Consider the following 15,898-nt stretch of genomic DNA (forward strand, 5'->3'; position numbering starts at 1 on the left):
GCGTCCGCATCCGGTACGCCAAGCGCGGGCCGCTGCGTTTCACCTCGCACCGGGACTTCGCCCGGGCGTTCGAGCGGGCGCTGCGGCGAGCCGGGGCGCCGATCGCCTTCTCCCAGGGCTTCACCCCACACCCGAAGATCTCCTATGCCAGCGCCGCGCCGACCGGGGTCGCCAGTGAGGCGGAGTACCTGGAGATCGGTCTGCGGGCCCCGGTCGACCCGGCCGAGCTACGGGTGGCGCTGGACGCCGCGCTCTCGCCCGGTCTCGACGTGCTCGACGCGGTGGTCGCCCAGGGCGGCAGCCTCGCCGACCGGATGGAGGCGTCGCACTGGTGGATCGAGTTGCCGGGCGTCGACGCGCCGGCGCTGCGCGCGGCGGTGGCCGCCTTCACCGCCGCCGAACAGGTGCTGGTCGAGCGGATGACCAAGCAGGGGCGGCGGACCTTCGACGCCCGTGCCGCCGTGGTCCGGATGGACGTCCGGGAGGCGGCCCAGACGCCTTCCGAGGTCACCACCGTGCCGTGTGCGATACTCGAGGTGGTCGTCCGGCAGGTCACCCCGGCCGTTCGACCCGATGACGTCCTTTCCGGCCTCCGCGTGGTGGCCGACCTGGAGCCGCCGGTGTCGCCCAGAACGACCCGGCTGGCGCAGGGCACGCTGACCGCGCAGGGGGCGATCGCGGACCCGTTCGAAACGGACCGCGTCGGGGTAATCATCGGTTGAGCGTCGACCGGCCATCCGGTCGGCGCTCAGGCAGGCAGACTTCGGCGGGCGTGCGCCTTGCGCGTCCGCGGAACAACTTTGCGGCAACCCTGCGTGGCAGCGCTCACCCGCGCCCGGGGCAGCCAGAACTGGAGAACCTCCATGCTCGACAACGAGCCCGAGGGCGGCGAACGGACCGGTACACAGCCGGCCGGCGACACCGCCGAAACCCCTGCCGTCGCGCCGCCGAAGCGACGGACCACCCGGCGCAAGACCGCTCCGCTGAACCAGCCGGAGCAGGTCGAAGCGCCCGTGGACGCCTCGACCGGCACCGCGTCGACCAGCGCCGAGGCGCCCCAGGGCGAGGTGCTCGCCCCGGTCGCCGGTGACCTGGAGGCCGCGCCGAAGACCACCCGCCGCCGACGTAAGGCGACCCCCGCCAAGGCGGTCGAGGAGCCGGTGGTCGTGGCCGAGGTGGTGACGACCGGCGAGGAGGTCGTACCGCCGGTCAAGGCGACCCGGACGCGCCGGAAGAAGGCCGTGGCCCCCGCCGCCGAGCCGCCCGCCGCCGAGGCCCCCGCCGCCGGGTCACCTGTCGACCGGCCGCCGGCCGCCGAGCCGCCGGCCGAGGCGGCGGTGACCGAGGCGTCGCCGGCCGAGCCGCCTGCCGTCGCGCCGTCGGCGTCGCCGGCCGGGACCTCTTCCGGCCCGGGTGTCGCGGGGGCCGCCGGCATGCCGGCCGGGGCCGCGGGCGTCGAGGCGGAGGACGAGGTCACGAGCGGGCCGGCCGGCGCCGGATCCACGGCCGGGGCCGCCGGGGCCGCGGGCAGGGCGGAGAAGCCGACCAGTCGGCGTCGCCGGGCCGCGCTCACCGCGCCGACCGTGCTGTTCATGGCCCCGGAGCCGGAGGTGACGCCGCCGACCCGGGCCGTCCCGCCGGTGACGCCGGTGGAGGAGGAGCCGGTCGCGGTCGAGGAGCCGGCCGAGCCGCCGCGCCGCCGCCGTCGGGCCCGCCGGGAGGCGGAGCCGGTCGAACCGGTCGTCGAGGTCGAGCCGGAGGAGCCGGTCGCCGAGACCGACGACGAGGACGACTCGGTCGATGTCGACGACGAGGACGACGAGACCGCCGCTGGCCGTCGTCGGCGTCGCCGGGGTCGGCGGGGCCGGGGCCGGGGCAAGGGCGGCGCCGACGAGTCCGAGGACGACGAGTCCGAGGAGGTGGCGGCCCAGGCCGAGGACGAGGCCGACACCGAGGCCGACGAGGACGAGAACGGGGACGGGGACGGGGACGGGCTGACCCGCCGTCGTCGGCGTCGGCGTCGCCGGGGCGCCGGTGAGGCCGAGGCGGCCACGGACGACGGCGTGCCGACGGTGGTCAAGATCCGCGAGCCGCGGAAGAACGTCGACGAGGTGCAGGGCGTCTCCGGCTCGACCCGGCTGGAGGCCAAGCGGCAGCGCCGCCGGGACGGCCGGGAGCAGCGCCGGACCCGCCCGCCGATCCTGAGCGAGTCGGAGTTCCTGGCCCGCCGGGAGGCCGTCGACCGGGTGATGGTGGTCCGCCAGCGCGGTGACCGTACCCAGATCGGTGTCCTCGAGGACGGCGTGCTCGTGGAGCACTACGTCACCCGTAACTCCTCCGGCACCATGGCCGGCAACGTCTACCTGGGCAAGGTGCAGAACGTCCTGCCGAGCATGGAGGCCGCGTTCGTCGACGTGGGCCGGGGGCGCAACGCCGTGCTGTACGCGGGCGAGGTGAACTGGGACACCACCGGCCTGGAGGGGCGGGCCCGCTCGATCGAGCAGGCGCTCAGGTCCGGCGACTCGGTGCTGGTGCAGGTCACCAAGGATCCGATCGGGCACAAGGGCGCCCGGCTGACCAGCCACATCGCGCTCTCCGGGCGGCACCTGGTCTACGTGCCGAACGGCAACGCCTCGGGCATCAGCCGCAAGCTGCCCGACAACGAGCGCAAGCGGCTGCGGGACGTGCTCAAGAAGCTGGTCCCGGACGGCGCGGGCGTGATCGTCCGGACCGCCGCCGAGGGCGCCAGCGAGGACGAGTTGGCCCGGGACGTCAAGCGGCTCCAGGCGCAGTGGGAGGACATCCAGGCCAAGGCCACCGAGGGCGGCGCGCCGGTGCTGCTCTACGAGGAGCCGGACCTGGTGATCCGGGTGGTCCGGGACCTGTTCAACGAGGACTTCCGTGAGCTGGTGATCGAGGGCGACGGCGCGTACGACGTGGTCGAGTCGTACCTGTCGCACGTCTCGCCGGACCTGGTCGAGCGGCTGCGCCGGCACGTCGGGACGACGGACGTGTTCGCCACGTACCGGATCGACGAGCAGATCCTCAAGGGGCTGGACCGCAAGGTGTTCCTGCCCTCGGGCGGTCACCTGGTGATCGACCGCACCGAGGCGATGACCGTGGTGGACGTGAACACCGGTAAGTACACCGGCGCGGGCGGCAACCTGGAGGAGACGGTCACCCGGAACAACCTCGAAGCGGCCGAGGAGATCGTCCGGCAGCTCCGGCTGCGCGACATCGGCGGCATCGTGGTGATCGACTTCATCGACATGGTGCTGGAGTCGAACCGGGAGCTGGTGCTGCGCCGGCTGACCGAGTGCCTCGGCCGGGACCGCACCAAGCACCAGGTGACCGAGATCACTTCGCTGGGTCTGGTGCAGATGACCCGGAAGCGGATCGGCGCGGGCCTGCTGGAGGCGTTCAGCGAGACCTGCGACTGCTGCAAGGGCCGGGGTCTGATCATCCACACCGAGCCGGTGCCGGAGAAGCCCCGGCAGGGCACGCCGGAGAAGACCAAGGTGGTGGCCGCGGCGGCCCCGACCGGGCCGGCGGAGTCCAACGGCACGTCCGGGCGGCGGCGGGCCCGCAAGAACGCCGCGCCGGAGCGTACCGCCGTCGAGGTCGAGGTAGTCGAGACGCCGGCCGAGCCGTACCAGGACACCATGGGCTACGACCTGTCCCGGTACGAGGCCGACACGGCCGCCGCCCCGGCGGTGGCCGACGCCCAGCGGGGCGAGTCGGCCCGGCTGGCCGCCGCCGACGACCCGGACGCGCTGGGCGACGGCGAGAACGACGACGAGCTGGCCGACGCCGGCGGCGGTCGCCGCCGTGCCCGCCGTGGTGGCACGCGTCGGCGTACCCGCCCCTGACCCGCAGGACGCGACGCGGGGCCCTGCCCGCCGGTGACCGAACCGGCGGGCAGGGCCCTCGTCCGGTGTCCGCCGGGCGTGACCGCGGTCTCCGTCCGGCATGACCGTCGGTGCGCGTCCGGTTGCCGGCGGGGACGGCCGCCCCGGTTTGGGGCGCAGGTCGGGCATGGCGTACTCTTGCCTGCGGCGTACTTTGGTGCGCCGAGTTCTCGCTGCCCGAGCCGCCGAGCCTCTGCCGCCGGTGAGCCGCTGCGGGAACGACCTGCCGGTGACGGCGGGAGACAAGACGTCAGCAGCCTCAACGACAGGGAGTCCGCCTCCGATGTACGCGATCGTCAAGACCGGCGGCAAGCAGTACAAGGTCGCCGAGGGCGACGTGATCGAGGTCGAGAAGCTCGCCGGCGCCCCCGGCGACGCGGTGCAGCTCACCGCGGTGCTCCTCGTCGACGGTGACGACCTGGTGACCGACGCGGCGAAGCTTGCCGAGGTCGCGGTGTCCGGCGAGATCGCCGCCCACACCAAGGGCCCGAAGATCCGGATCCACAAGTTCAAGAACAAGACCGGCTACCACAAGCGCCAGGGTCACCGCCAGCCGTTGACCCAGGTCAAGGTGACCGGCATCTCCAGCGGGAAGTAGGTCGTCGGATATGGCTCACAAAAAGGGTGCGTCCAGCTCGCGTAACGGTCGTGACTCCGCGGCGCAGCGGCTCGGCGTGAAGCGTTTCGGTGGTCAGGTGGTCAGTGCCGGCGAGATCATCGTCCGGCAGCGGGGCACCAAGTTCCACCCCGGTGACCTGGTCGGCCGTGGCGGAGACGACACGCTCTTCGCGCTGTCCGCCGGCGCCGTCCAGTTCGGCACCCGGCGCGGTCGCAAGACCGTCAGCATCGTGCCGGCGGGTCAGTAGTCTTCCGGCGAAGCGGGCCGCGGACCTGGTGTCCCGGCCCGCTTCGCCTTTTTCGTGGATTCGACGGGTGGTCGCGGGGGTTCCGCGGGGAGGATTGGCAGCGTGACGACGTTCGTTGACCGGGTCGTCCTGCATCTGCAGGCCGGCGACGGCGGGCACGGCTGTGTCTCGATCCACCGGGAGAAGTTCAAGCCGTTCGGCGGGCCGGACGGCGGCAACGGCGGGCACGGGGGCAGCGTCTCCCTGGTCGTCGACGCGCAGGTGCACACCCTGCTCGACTTCCACTTCCGGCCGCACGTCAAGGCCGAGAACGGCAAGGGCGGCGCGGGCTCGAACCGGGACGGGGCCAACGGCCGTGACCTGGTGCTCAAGGTGCCCAACGGCACCGTGGTGCAGACCCCCGACGGGACGGTGCTGGCCGACCTGGTCGGGGAGGGCACCACCTACGAGGTGGCCCGGGGCGGCCGGGGCGGTCGGGGCAACGCGTCGCTGGCCAACTCCCGCCGCAAGGCCCCCGGCTTCGCCGAGCTGGGCGAGCCGGGTGACCAGCTCGACGTGGTGCTGGAGCTGAAGAGCGTCGCCGACGTGGGTCTGGTCGGTTTCCCGTCGGCCGGCAAGTCGTCGCTGATCTCGGTGATCTCCGCCGCCAAGCCGAAGATCGCCGACTACCCGTTCACCACGTTGGTGCCGAACCTCGGCGTGGTCCAGGCCGGCGAGCAGACGTTCACCGTCGCCGACGTGCCGGGGCTGATCCCGGGCGCGGCCACCGGCAAGGGGCTGGGGCTGGAGTTCCTCCGGCACGTCGAGCGGTGTGCCGTGCTGGTGCACGTGATCGACACCGCCACCCTGGAGCCCGGACGGGACCCGGTCGCCGACATCGACATGATCGAGGCGGAGCTGGCCGAGTACGGGGGGCTGGCCGACCGGCCCCGACTGATCGCGCTGAACAAGATCGACGTTCCCGACGGGCGGGACCTCGCCGAGATCGTCCGGCCGGATCTGGCGGCCCGGGACTGGCCGATCTTCGAGGTGTCCGCGGCCACCGGGGAGGGGCTGCGGGAGCTGACGTACGCGATGGCGGAGCGGGTCGAGCGGGCCCGCCGGGCCGCGCCCCCGGTCGAGGCGACCCGGATCGTGATCCGGCCCCGGGCGGTCGACGACGCCGGCTTCACCATCGAGCCGCAGGCCGACGGGTCGTACCTGGTCCGGGGGGACCGGCCGGAACGCTGGGTGCGGCAGACGAACTTCGACAACGACGAGGCCGTCGGCTTCCTCGCCGACCGGCTGGCCCGGCTCGGGGTCGAGGAGAAACTGGCCAAGGCCGGCGCGGAACCGGGTGACCTGGTCCGCATCGGGGAGCGCGAGTTCGACTGGCAGCCCACCCTCTACGCCGGTGTCGACTTCGTCCCCGGCAACCGGGGCACCGACGTACGGCTGGAGGAGAAGTCCACCCGGGCCTCGGCGGCCGACCGGCTGGCCGCGCGCAAGGCGCGCCGGCAACGGCCGGCGGACGAGCTGGACGTCGCGCCGACCGGGTCCGGGGCCGCCGTGGCCGGCGCGCCCGACCCTGACGGCGACACTGCGGAAGACGGCGGGGTCGACGCGGGCGGGCTCGCCGCCGGTGAGTCCACCCGGGACGTCGACGCCGGTTAGTCAGCTGCGCCCCGTGGCCGGGCCGTCCGGTGGAAACCTGGTCGAAACACGGCGTCCCTACCGTGGGGCCATGCTGATCGAGACCCGCCCCGCCGCCGATCCCGAGGTCGTCGCCCTGGTCACCGCACAGCAGCAGGAGCTGCGCCAGGCCGACGGAGGGCTGGACGGTCAGGTCACCCTGACCCGGGACGACATCCGCTACCTGGTCGTCGTCCTCGACGGTCGGGCCGTCGCCTGCGGGGGCGTGCAGGCGCTGGACGCCGAGACCGGCGAGATCAAGCGGATGTACGTCCGTCCGGCGTACCGGGGGCGGGGGATCGGCCGTGACCTGCTGGCCGCCCTGGAGGAGCTGGCCTTCCAGCTCGGGCACCACACGGTCTGCCTGGAGACCGGCACGTACCTGCCGACCGCGATCGGGCTCTACACCTCCTGCGGGTACGCCCCCGTCCCGGTCTACGGGGAGTACGTCGACAACCCGTACAGCGTCTGTTTCGCCAAGCGGCTGCCGCTGGCGGCGTAGCGTCTCCCGCCGGACGTCCCCTCCGGTGGTTCCGCCGGGCGTTCCCCCTGCCGGGGGCAGCGCCCGGCGTCCGTGTGCCGGGGCGACGTCGACGGCTCCCTTGTGGGCGACGCCACCACCGGCAGGCTGGTGGCGACGCGCGCACCAGCAGGAATCCGAAACACGCAGGCATGGACCCGGAACCCGGGGGTAGGTCAATAGACAGCCGGCGAGCAGGGCCGGCGCGACCCCCCCCGGAACAACGAACCGCGAAGAGCTTTCTCCAGCGGAAGGGTGACCATGTCCTACGATCCGGTAACCACCTCCTCGACCACCACCTACGGTGAGCAGTCGCACAACGGCGCGTACGAGTCGTACCAGGGGGCGCACGAGTCCCACGACGGCGTACGCGAACAGGCCCGCCAGGTCGGGTCCGAGGCCGCCCACGCGGGTGGCGAGGTCGCCCAGACCGCCAGGGACCAGGGTCGGGAGGTGGTCGGTGAGGCCACCCGGCAGGCCCGCAACCTCTACGGCGAGGCGCGCACCCAGCTCCACAGCCAGGCCGGTGACCAGCAGCGGCGCGCGGCGAGCGGGCTGCGGTCGTTGGCCGACGAGATGCGTTCGATGGCGCAGCAGGGCGGCCAGGGCGGCCCGGTGACCGAGCTGACCCACCAGGCCGCCGAGCGGGTGCAGGGCGTGGCCGGTTGGCTGGAGGAGCGTCAGCCGGGCGACCTGCTGAACGAGGTGCGCGACTACGCCCGCCGGAACCCGGGGACCTTCCTGGTCGGCGCGGCGGTGCTCGGCGTGCTCGCCGGCCGGCTGACGAAGAACATCGCCGCCGGCGGCGACGGCCAGCAGACGACGAACGGCTACCGGCCGTCGTACCAGCCGGTCGCGGACCCCGAGCGCACCGCGGTGATTCCGCCGGGCGCGTACGCGACGCCCGACCCGGGCTACGCCGACCCGCTGGCCGGCGGGTACACCGAGCCGCCGCGGCCGGGCGGCTACGTCGACCCGCTGCCGCCGAGCGGTACCGGCCAGTCGCTGCCGCCGAGCGGTACGGGTCAGTCGCTGCCGCCGACCGGTACCGGTCAGTCGCTGCCGCCGACGGGCACCGCCCAGCCGCTGCCGCCGGTCGACCAGACCGACCCGCTGCCCGGCGTCCCGTCCAGCGGGGTCACCCGCCCGTGAGCCCGACGACCACCCGGCGCGCCACCGAGCGGGGGCGTGCCGGCGCTGACGGAAAGGAGGCGGCGGCGTGAGCATGCCGACCCAGGGGTACGGAACGGACCCCGGATACCAGCCGACGACGGACGTCAACGGCCACCCCTACCCCGCCGACGGCCACCCGCACACCGCCGAGGAGGTGACCGGCCGCTCCCTCGGTGACCTGATGCGGCAGGTCACCGCCGACCTGTCGACGCTGATGCGGCAGGAGGTGGAGCTGGCCAAGGCCGAGATCCGCCAGGAGGGGAAGAAGGCGGGCAAGGCCGCCGGACTCTTCGGCGGAGCCGGTTTCGGCGGCTACATGGTGGCGCTGTTCCTGTCGCTCGCCCTGTGGGCCGGACTGTCCAACCTGATGGACGCCGGCTGGGCGGCGCTGATCGTCGCCGTCATCTGGGGCGCCGTCGCAGCCGTCCTCTACTCGATGGGCAAGAAGAACGCCGAGCGGGTACGCGGCCTGACGCGCACCAACGACACCGTGCAGCAGATCCCGGACGCGGTCAAGCCCCACCCGGAGGGAGTCATCCGATGAGCACCAGCACCGACCCGGAGCAGATCCGCCGGGAGATCGAGGCCACCCGCGCCAACCTGAGCTCCGACGTGGACGCCCTGGCGTACAAGGTCAGCCCGGCCCGCATCGTCGACGACCGAAAGCAGCGGGCGCGCGGCGCCCTGCAGAATGTGAGGGACAAGGTCATGGGAACCGCGTCGGACCTCGGCCACGCCGGTGGCAACGCCGCCCACTCGGTCACCGATCGTGCCTCGTCGGCGGCGTCCAGCGTCGGCCACGCCGCCTCGTCGGCCGCCTCCTCGGTGGGGGACGCGGCCCAGCAGGCGCCGCAGGTGATCCGGCAGAAGTCCCAGGGCAACCCGCTCGCCGCCGGCCTGATCGCCTTCGGCGTGGGCTGGCTGGCCTCGTCGCTGCTGCCGGCCACCAGCCGGGAGCAGCGGGCGGCCAGCCAGGTCAAGGAGCGGGTCCAGGAGCACTCGCAGGTGGTCACCGAGAAGCTGGGCGAGGTCGCCAGCGAGGTGAAGGAGCAGCTCCGTGAGCCGGCCCAGCAGGCCACCGGGTCGGTGAAGTCGACCGCCCAGGAGGCCGTGCACACGGTGAGGGACGAGACCCGCTCCGCCGCGTACGACGTGAAGGACCAGGCGCAGCAGGCGCGTCGCTGAGCCTACGACAGTCGAGGAAGGGTCCCTTTCGCGGGAAGGGACCCTCCCTCACGTCCGGCGCCCCTCGGGCGTGGCGTGTCGGTGGGCCTGGCGGGCGCGCAGGGCGCGGGGGGAGTGGGCGGCCCGCCGGACCCGGACGCCGGCATAACGGACGCCGCCGAACACCAGCCGCTGGCCCAGCGCCAGCCAGGAGCAGGCGGCCCGTTCCAGCACCCACAGCGGGGCGGCCAGCGCGGTGACCGGCGGGAAGACCGACCGACCACCGGCCCGACGCCGGCCCACCTCGGCCAGCGCCACCGTGGCCGCCACCGCGCCCAGCACCGGGCCGGGGCGGCGGGCCAGCGCCGCCGCGCCGAGGCCGGGCAGCACCGCCAGGAAAACCGTCAACCGCAACGGCTGCGCCAGGTCGTCGTACGCCTGGCGGACCCGCTGGCCCCGGAAGTGCCGGGCGTCCGGCGGCAGCCGGCGGACGTACAGCCCGGGTGGCGCGGCCTCGACGCCCCCGTACGCGCGTACGGTGCGAATCAGCTCCAGGTTCTCGAAGAGCACGTCCGGGTCGTAGCCGCCCATCGCCAGGAAGGTGCTCCGCCGTACGGCCAGGGTGCCCGGATAGTCCGCGCCGAACGCCCGGTTGAGCAGGATCCGCCCGGTGTCCCAGCACGCGTGCCAGGGCAACGGGTCGAAATGGTTCTGCGGCCGGACCAGGTCGGCCCCGCCCAGCAGCCGGTGCACGGCCCGCAGCGCCGCCTCGTCGTACCGGACGTCGTCGTCGGCGAGGACCACGTGCTCGTGCCGGGCCAGCCGGACGCCGGTGAGCACCCCGAGCGCCTTCCCGTTCCCGCCGTGCCGCCCCGGGTCCGGTCGGACGTGCCGCACCAGCCCCCGCCAGGCGGCGGCATGCCTGTCGAACACCTCCGGCGGCGAGCCGTCCACCACGGTCACCTCGACCAGCCCGCTGATCCGCCGCAGGTAACCGGTCAGCTCGGCCAGCCCCGCGTCGTCCGTCCAGCGCAGCGGCAACACGTACGAGACGGGCAGGGACGGTGGCGGGCTGGCGGCGAAGGACAACGGTGGCCTCCGGGGCGACGGCGGTGGCGGTCGACCGGCCGGCAGGGCCGGTGTTCGTGGCGGACGTCCCGCCCCGGCCGGCGGCGCGACACAGGGCCTAGGCGCCCTGGACGTCGGTGAGGACGAAGCGGCTCGCCGGCAGCGCCGGCATCCGGCGCAGGCTCACCGTCAGGTCCTGCGCGGGCACGTCGTACCGCATCGCCGACGTCAACAGCGTGACCGCCCGTTTCATCAGCTCGATCGTCAGCCACTCCCCGGCGCAGCGGTGCCCGGCCCAGTGGTCACCGCCGCCCTGCGGGATCAGGCTGAACGGATCCCCCGGCCAGTCGGTGAACCGCTCCGGCCGGAACCGACCCGGCTCCGGCCAGAGGTCCGGGTGGTGGTTGGTGCCGTACAGGTCGAGCAGCACCAGCCGGCCGCGCGGGAAGTGGTACCCCTGCCACTCGAAGGGCCGCCGGACCCGGGCGGTGGCCAGCGGGAAGAACGGATAGAACCGTCGCACCTCCTGCACGAACCGCTCCGTCTCGGCGTCCCCGGCGCGGACCCGTTCCCGCCACTGCGGGTGCTCGTGCAGGGCCAGCGCCGAGAACACCACGAACCGGTCCACCGCCACCGTGGGACGCAGGATGTTCAGCAGCGCGACCGCGGCGATCCGCCGGGGGAGCAGCCGGTCGGCGGCGTCGCGGTGCTCGGCGATGACGCGCAGCGCGCTGCCGTCGGGCGCGGGCAGCAGACCGGTCCGTTCCCGTTCCACGATCCCGCCGAGCCAGCGTTCCGCGCGGGCCCGTCCCCGCCGTCCCCGCCAGTGGCGTGGCCCGACCGCCGCCGGCGCCTCGATCATGGCGTGCAGGTCCGCGGTCCGGCGCCCCACCTCGGCCTCGGCCAGCGGCACCCCGGCCCAGGCGCAGACCGCCCGGGTGAGCAGCAGCCCCACCTCGTCGTACAGGACCACCCGACCGGCCCGCTCCCAGACCGGGATCCGGGCCCGCCACTCGTCCTCGAACAACTGGCCGAGCCGGCGGACGCCGGTCGGCGTCATGACCGACATCAGCATCGCCTTGCGCTCCCGGTGGGCGGCGCCGTCGAGGCCCTGCACCCCGCCGCGTCCGAGCAGGGTGCGCTGCACCCGCAGCGGCGCGGCCCCGTGCCGCTGGAACAGCTCCTCGTCGTAGAACAGCTCCGCGGCGGCCCGGCCACGCAGGCAGACGGTACGGCGCAACAGCAGCCGGGTCTGGAAGACGTCCCCGCCGTACCGTTCGCAGCGGTTCGTGACGAACCGGTAGCCGTCCCGGAGCAGGGCGAAGGTGCTGTCCGGGCGGTGGTCGGCGGGAATCCGGGACATCTCGCCTCCTGACGCGCGGGTGGGTGGCCGACGGCCGGAGGGAGGCCCCGGCCGGGCTGCGTCTACCCGGGCCGGCGCGGATGAATCCTGGCCGGGCCCGCGCTCCACCGCCGGGGTCCGCGGTCGAGGCCCCGCGCTCCGCGGTCGATGCCCCGCGCTCCGCGGTCGATGCCCACCGGCGGCGTTCGCGCTGCGCGGTGGGCCGCGGCCGGTGTCACCTGCCCGGACGGGAACGCCCGCCCCCGGTGGCCGGAGGCGGGCGCGGTGTCGTTCCCGATCAGTCGAGGTCGAACTCGCCGTCCTGGGCGCCGGCGACGAAGGCGTCCCACTCCGCCTGGGTGAAGACCAGGACGGGACCCTCCGGCTCGGCCGAGTTACGCATGCCGATCAGGTCGTCGACGAAGGCGACCTCGACCGCGCTGTCGGAGGTGTCTCCCTCGGCGCGTTGCCAGACGGCCCGGGACAGGTCGAAATCGCCCTTGGGGTGCTGACTCATTGTTGCGTCCTCCATGCCGAGAGTATTGGGAACGCGGAACGGTTCCCTCATCGGGCAGGATAAGCGGATGCCGAGCCTGAGCCGTGTAGAGGCGACTGCGCGTGGCGCGCTGATCACTGTCGAGTCGTATCAGGTGGACCTGGACCTGACCGGTGACGGCGACCACTTCCGCTCCCACGCCACCATCGCCTTCCGGGCCGCCCCCGGAACGGACACCTTCGTCGAGATCAGACCCGCCCGGCTGACCCGGGTCCGGCTCGACGACCGTGACCTGGAGCCGACCCTGCTGGCCGACGAGCGGTTCCCGCTGACCGGGCTGGGCGGGCGGCACACGCTGACCGTCGAGGCGGAGATGGCGTACTCGAACACCGGGGAGGGGATGCACCGCTTCGTCGACCCGGTCGACGGCGAGACGTACCTCTACGCGATGTCCTTCCTGGACGACGTGCAGCGCCTCTTCGCCGCGTTCGACCAGCCCGACCTGAAGGCGCCGGTGACGCTGGCGGTCACCGCCCCGCCGGAGTGGACAGTGGCCGCCAACGGGCTGGTCGCCGCGACGCCGCGCCCCGGGCGGTGGGAGTTCGCCCCCACCCCGCCGCTGGCCACCTATCTGGTCTCGCTGATCGCCGGGCCCTACCACGCCCGGCACGACGAGCACGACGGCATTCCGCTGGGCATCTACTGCCGCCGGTCACTGGCCGCCGACCTGGACGCCGACGCCGACGAGATCTTCACCATCACGAAGCAGTGCTTCGACCGGTTCCACGAGCTGTTCACCGAGCGCTATCCGTTCGGCAAGTACGACCAGGCGTTCGTGCCGGAGTTCAACGCCGGCGCGATGGAGAACCCGGGGCTGGTGACGCTGCGCGACGACTACGTGTTCCGGTCGGCGGTCACCGACACCCAGCGTGAGCTGCGGGCCACCACGATCGCGCACGAGATGGCGCACATGTGGTTCGGTGACCTGGTCACCATGCGCTGGTGGGACGACCTGTGGCTGAACGAGTCGTTCGCCGAGTACCTGGGCGTCCGGGTCACCGCCGAGGCCACCCGCTTCACCGGGGCGTGGACGACGTTCGCGATGCGCCGCAAGGCCTGGGGGTACGCCGCCGACCAGCGCCCGTCCACCCACCCGGTCGCCCCGGAGGAGGTCGCCGACGCCGCCGAGGGCCTGCTCAACTTCGACGGCATCTCGTACGTCAAGGGCGCCAGCGTGCTGCGGCAGCTCGTCGCCTGGCTGGGCGACGAGGCGTTCCTGGCCGGGCTGAACGCGCACTTCGCCGCGCACCGGTTCGGTAACGCCACCCTGGCGGACCTGCTCGCCAGCCTCTCCGCCGCCAGCGGGCGCGACCTGGACGACTGGTCGGAGCGTTGGCTGCGCCGGGCCCAGGTGAACACCCTGCGCGCCGACGTGAGCGTCGCCGCCGACGGCCGGTACGCCGAGGTGGCGCTCGTGCAGACCGCCCCGCAGACCTACCCGGTGCGGCGACCGCACCGCGTCGCCGTCGGCCTCTACTCGGCCGACGGCGGGGTGGAACGCCGGGAGGTCGACCTCGACCCGGCCGACGAGCGGACCGTGCTGGCCGAGCTGACCGGTCGGCCGGCGGCCCGGCTGCTGCTGCCCAACGACGGTGACCTGACCTTCGCCAAGGTGCGGCTGGACCCGGCGTCGGCGGACACCGTGCCGCTGGTGCTGCCGACGTTGGCCGACCCGCTGGCCCGGGGGCTGCTGTGGGGCGCGACGCTGGACGCCGCGACCGACGGGGAACGCCCGGTGACGGGGCTGGTCGCGTTGATCGCGGCGGCGTTGCCCGCCGAGACCGAGGTGATCATCGCGGAGGACGTGCTCGGTCTCAGCCGTACCCTGATCGACAGGTACCTCGACCCGGTGGCCCGGGCGGCGGCGCTGGCCGAGGTGGCCGGCGCGTGCCACGAGCTGCTGGCCGGCGCCCCGGCCGGCGGGTCGCTGCAACTCGCCGCGGCCCGTGGCCTCATCGCCGCCAGCGCCGACGCCGCCCTGCTCGGCGGCTGGCTGGCCGGTCGGGACGTGCCGGCCGGGCTGGCCGTCGACACCGACCTGCGCTGGCTGCTGCTGCGTCGGCTGGTGGTGCTCGGCGCGGCCGGCCCGGCGGAGATCACCGCCGAGGCGACCGCCGACCCGAGCGCCCAGGGGGCCGAGGAGGCGGCCCGGTGCCGGGCGGCCCTGCCCGACCCGACGGCGAAACACGCCGCCTGGGAGATGATCACCCGCGACACCGGGCTGTCGAACCGGCTGGTCGAGGCGACCGCGGCCGGCTTCTGGCAGCCCGAGCAGGCGGAGCTGACCGAGCCGTACGTGCAGCGGTACTTCGCCGACATGCCGGCGGCGGCGCGTCGCCGTACCCCCTGGGTCGCCGACGAGGTCGCGGAGCTGGCCTTCCCCCGCTACGCGGTGGCCGAACGCACCCGGGAGCTGGCCGCGGCGCTGCTGGCCCGCGACGACCTCACGCCCGGCCTGCGGCGCGTGGTCGTCGACGCCGACGACGACCTGCGTCGGGCGCTGGTCGCCCGGACGGCGGTGGCGGCGGTGGTGGCGTGATCTCCGGTGCCGACGGGGTGTCCGTCACCCGCGCGGACGTCGACGACGCCGTCGCCCGGACCACCGGCCAGGTCCGCCGGACGCCCGTCCTCGCCGCCGAGCCGTGGCCGACGGTCGACCACCCCCCGCAGCACGGGGACGCCGACGACCGGCGGCGCCGGACCGAGGACGCCGACGGCCCGTTGTGGCTCAAGCTGGAGATGACGCAGCACACCGGCTCGTTCAAGGCCCGGGGGGCGGTCAACCGGCTCCGGTCGGCGGCCGAGAGCGGCGAGCTGACCGACGCCGGAGTGGTCGCCGCGTCCGGCGGGAACGCCGGCGCCGCGGTGGCCTGGGCCGCCGCCCGGCTCGGCGTGCCGGCGGAGATCTACGTGCCGACCACGTCCGCGGCGGCCAAGGTCCGCCGTCTGCACGCGCTCGGCGCGACGGTGACCCAGGTCGGCCGGGAGTACGCCGAGGCGTACCAGGCCGCGACCGGACGGGCGGCGCAGACCGGGGCGGTCCTCTGCCACGCGTACGACCAGCCGGCGATGGTGGCCGGGGCGGGCACGCTCGGCGTGGAGCTGTGGGCGCAGACCGGCGGGGTGGACACCGTCCTGGTGGCGGTGGGCGGTGGTGGGCTGGTGGCCGGGGTGGCCGCCGCCCTCGACGGGCTGGCCCGGGTGGTCGGGGTCGAGCCGGTGGGCGCGCCCACCCTGCACGCCGCGTTGGCGGCGGGCCGGCCGACCGACGTGCCGGTCTCCGGGTTGGCGGCGGACTCGCTCGGCGCGCGCCGGGTCGGGCGGATCGCCTTCGACGTGGCGGTCCGGTGCGACGTCGGCTCGCTGCTGGTCGGTGACGACGACCTGGTGGCGGCCCGGCAGTGGCTGTGGGACCGGTACCGGCTGGTGGTGGAGCACGGGGCGGCGGCGGCCATGGCCGCGTTGACCGCCGGCGCGTACCGCCCGACGCCGGGGGAGCGGGTCGCCGTGGTGCTCTGCGGCGCGAACACCGACCCGAGCGACCTGCCCTGAGCGGCGACCTGCCCTGAGCGGCGGTCCGGCCTGAGCGGCGACCTGCCCTGAGCGGCGGTCCGGCCTGAGCGGCGACCT

General features: G+C 74.4%; 14 protein-coding genes. 11 read left to right on the forward strand and 3 right to left on the reverse strand.

Features of this window, described 5'->3' with window-relative positions; translation table 11 throughout:
• The first annotated feature begins 8 nt into the window (after positions 1 to 8).
• From O7606_RS26485 to O7606_RS26525, 9 genes are all read left to right on the forward strand, one after another.
• Positions 9 to 722, forward strand: a complete 714-nt coding sequence (locus tag O7606_RS26485) for a TIGR03936 family radical SAM-associated protein (protein ID WP_281599893.1) — start codon at positions 9 to 11, stop codon at positions 720 to 722.
• 141 nt (positions 723 to 863) lie between these two features.
• The gene (locus O7606_RS26490; RefSeq protein ID WP_281596705.1) at positions 864 to 3,869 is read left to right on the forward strand and encodes an Rne/Rng family ribonuclease; all 3,006 of its coding nucleotides are present in this window, start codon (positions 864 to 866) and stop codon (positions 3,867 to 3,869) included.
• Between the two features lie 322 nt (positions 3,870 to 4,191).
• Positions 4,192 to 4,506: a 50S ribosomal protein L21 gene (rplU, locus tag O7606_RS26495; RefSeq protein WP_281596706.1), complete on the forward strand. Its 315-nt coding sequence runs from the start codon at positions 4,192 to 4,194 to the stop codon at positions 4,504 to 4,506.
• Positions 4,507 to 4,516: 10 nt separating this feature from the next.
• Complete coding sequence (gene rpmA, locus O7606_RS26500; protein ID WP_281596707.1) at positions 4,517 to 4,774, forward strand: 50S ribosomal protein L27; 258 nt, start codon at positions 4,517 to 4,519, stop codon at positions 4,772 to 4,774.
• Positions 4,775 to 4,876: 102 nt separating this feature from the next.
• The gene (gene obgE, locus O7606_RS26505; RefSeq protein WP_281596708.1) at positions 4,877 to 6,427 is read left to right on the forward strand and encodes a GTPase ObgE; all 1,551 of its coding nucleotides are present in this window, start codon (positions 4,877 to 4,879) and stop codon (positions 6,425 to 6,427) included.
• Positions 6,428 to 6,497: 70 nt separating this feature from the next.
• Positions 6,498 to 6,947: a GNAT family N-acetyltransferase gene (locus tag O7606_RS26510; protein ID WP_281596709.1), complete on the forward strand. Its 450-nt coding sequence runs from the start codon at positions 6,498 to 6,500 to the stop codon at positions 6,945 to 6,947.
• Between the two features lie 279 nt (positions 6,948 to 7,226).
• A complete protein-coding gene (locus O7606_RS26515; protein WP_281596710.1) occupies positions 7,227 to 8,117 on the forward strand; it encodes a hypothetical protein in 891 nt (296 codons plus the stop codon).
• A gap of 67 nt (positions 8,118 to 8,184) precedes the next feature.
• The gene (locus O7606_RS26520; RefSeq protein ID WP_281596711.1) at positions 8,185 to 8,682 is read left to right on the forward strand and encodes a phage holin family protein; all 498 of its coding nucleotides are present in this window, start codon (positions 8,185 to 8,187) and stop codon (positions 8,680 to 8,682) included.
• On the forward strand, positions 8,679 to 9,323 hold the full coding sequence (locus O7606_RS26525; RefSeq protein WP_281596712.1) for a DUF3618 domain-containing protein: 645 nt from the start codon (positions 8,679 to 8,681) through the stop codon (positions 9,321 to 9,323). The genes O7606_RS26520 and O7606_RS26525 overlap by 4 nt, the downstream gene beginning before the upstream one ends.
• Positions 9,324 to 9,371: 48 nt before the next feature.
• Here the strand turns inward: O7606_RS26525 and O7606_RS26530 are convergent, their stop codons facing one another.
• The 3 genes from O7606_RS26530 to O7606_RS26540 form a co-directional block, all read right to left on the reverse strand.
• Positions 9,372 to 10,391 (reverse strand): glycosyltransferase family 2 protein, encoded by a 1,020-nt coding sequence (locus O7606_RS26530; protein WP_281596713.1) that lies wholly within the window; start codon positions 10,389 to 10,391, stop codon positions 9,372 to 9,374.
• Between the two features lie 97 nt (positions 10,392 to 10,488).
• Positions 10,489 to 11,733: a cytochrome P450 gene (locus tag O7606_RS26535; RefSeq protein WP_281596714.1), complete on the reverse strand. Its 1,245-nt coding sequence runs from the start codon at positions 11,731 to 11,733 to the stop codon at positions 10,489 to 10,491.
• A gap of 277 nt (positions 11,734 to 12,010) precedes the next feature.
• The gene (locus O7606_RS26540; RefSeq protein ID WP_281596715.1) at positions 12,011 to 12,229 is read right to left on the reverse strand and encodes a DUF397 domain-containing protein; all 219 of its coding nucleotides are present in this window, start codon (positions 12,227 to 12,229) and stop codon (positions 12,011 to 12,013) included.
• A 67-nt stretch (positions 12,230 to 12,296) separates the two neighbouring features.
• Here O7606_RS26540 and pepN point away from each other — a divergent pair, with 67 nt between their 5' ends.
• On the forward strand, positions 12,297 to 14,807 hold the full coding sequence (gene pepN, locus O7606_RS26545; protein ID WP_281596716.1) for an aminopeptidase N: 2,511 nt from the start codon (positions 12,297 to 12,299) through the stop codon (positions 14,805 to 14,807).
• The gene (locus tag O7606_RS26550) at positions 14,804 to 15,820 is read left to right on the forward strand and encodes a serine/threonine dehydratase (RefSeq protein WP_281596717.1); all 1,017 of its coding nucleotides are present in this window, start codon (positions 14,804 to 14,806) and stop codon (positions 15,818 to 15,820) included. The genes pepN and O7606_RS26550 overlap by 4 nt, the downstream gene beginning before the upstream one ends.
• Positions 15,821 to 15,898 lie beyond the last annotated feature (78 nt).

This window comes from Micromonospora sp. WMMD882, assembly GCF_027497255.1.
In the GTDB taxonomy this organism is placed as follows: domain Bacteria; phylum Actinomycetota; class Actinomycetes; order Mycobacteriales; family Micromonosporaceae; genus Micromonospora.

Coding starts and splice junctions, on each gene's coding strand:
- O7606_RS26535 (WP_281596714.1), bottom strand. CDS start 11,733: ATGTCCCGGATTCCCGCCGACCACCGCCCGGACAGCACCTTCGCCCTG.
- pepN (WP_281596716.1), top strand. CDS start 12,297: ATGCCGAGCCTGAGCCGTGTAGAGGCGACTGCGCGTGGCGCGCTGATC.
- rpmA (WP_281596707.1), top strand. CDS start 4,517: ATGGCTCACAAAAAGGGTGCGTCCAGCTCGCGTAACGGTCGTGACTCC.
- O7606_RS26510 (WP_281596709.1), top strand. CDS start 6,498: ATGCTGATCGAGACCCGCCCCGCCGCCGATCCCGAGGTCGTCGCCCTG.
- rplU (WP_281596706.1), top strand. CDS start 4,192: ATGTACGCGATCGTCAAGACCGGCGGCAAGCAGTACAAGGTCGCCGAG.
- O7606_RS26490 (WP_281596705.1), top strand. CDS start 864: ATGCTCGACAACGAGCCCGAGGGCGGCGAACGGACCGGTACACAGCCG.
- O7606_RS26540 (WP_281596715.1), bottom strand. CDS start 12,229: ATGAGTCAGCACCCCAAGGGCGATTTCGACCTGTCCCGGGCCGTCTGG.
- O7606_RS26525 (WP_281596712.1), top strand. CDS start 8,679: ATGAGCACCAGCACCGACCCGGAGCAGATCCGCCGGGAGATCGAGGCC.
- O7606_RS26515 (WP_281596710.1), top strand. CDS start 7,227: ATGTCCTACGATCCGGTAACCACCTCCTCGACCACCACCTACGGTGAG.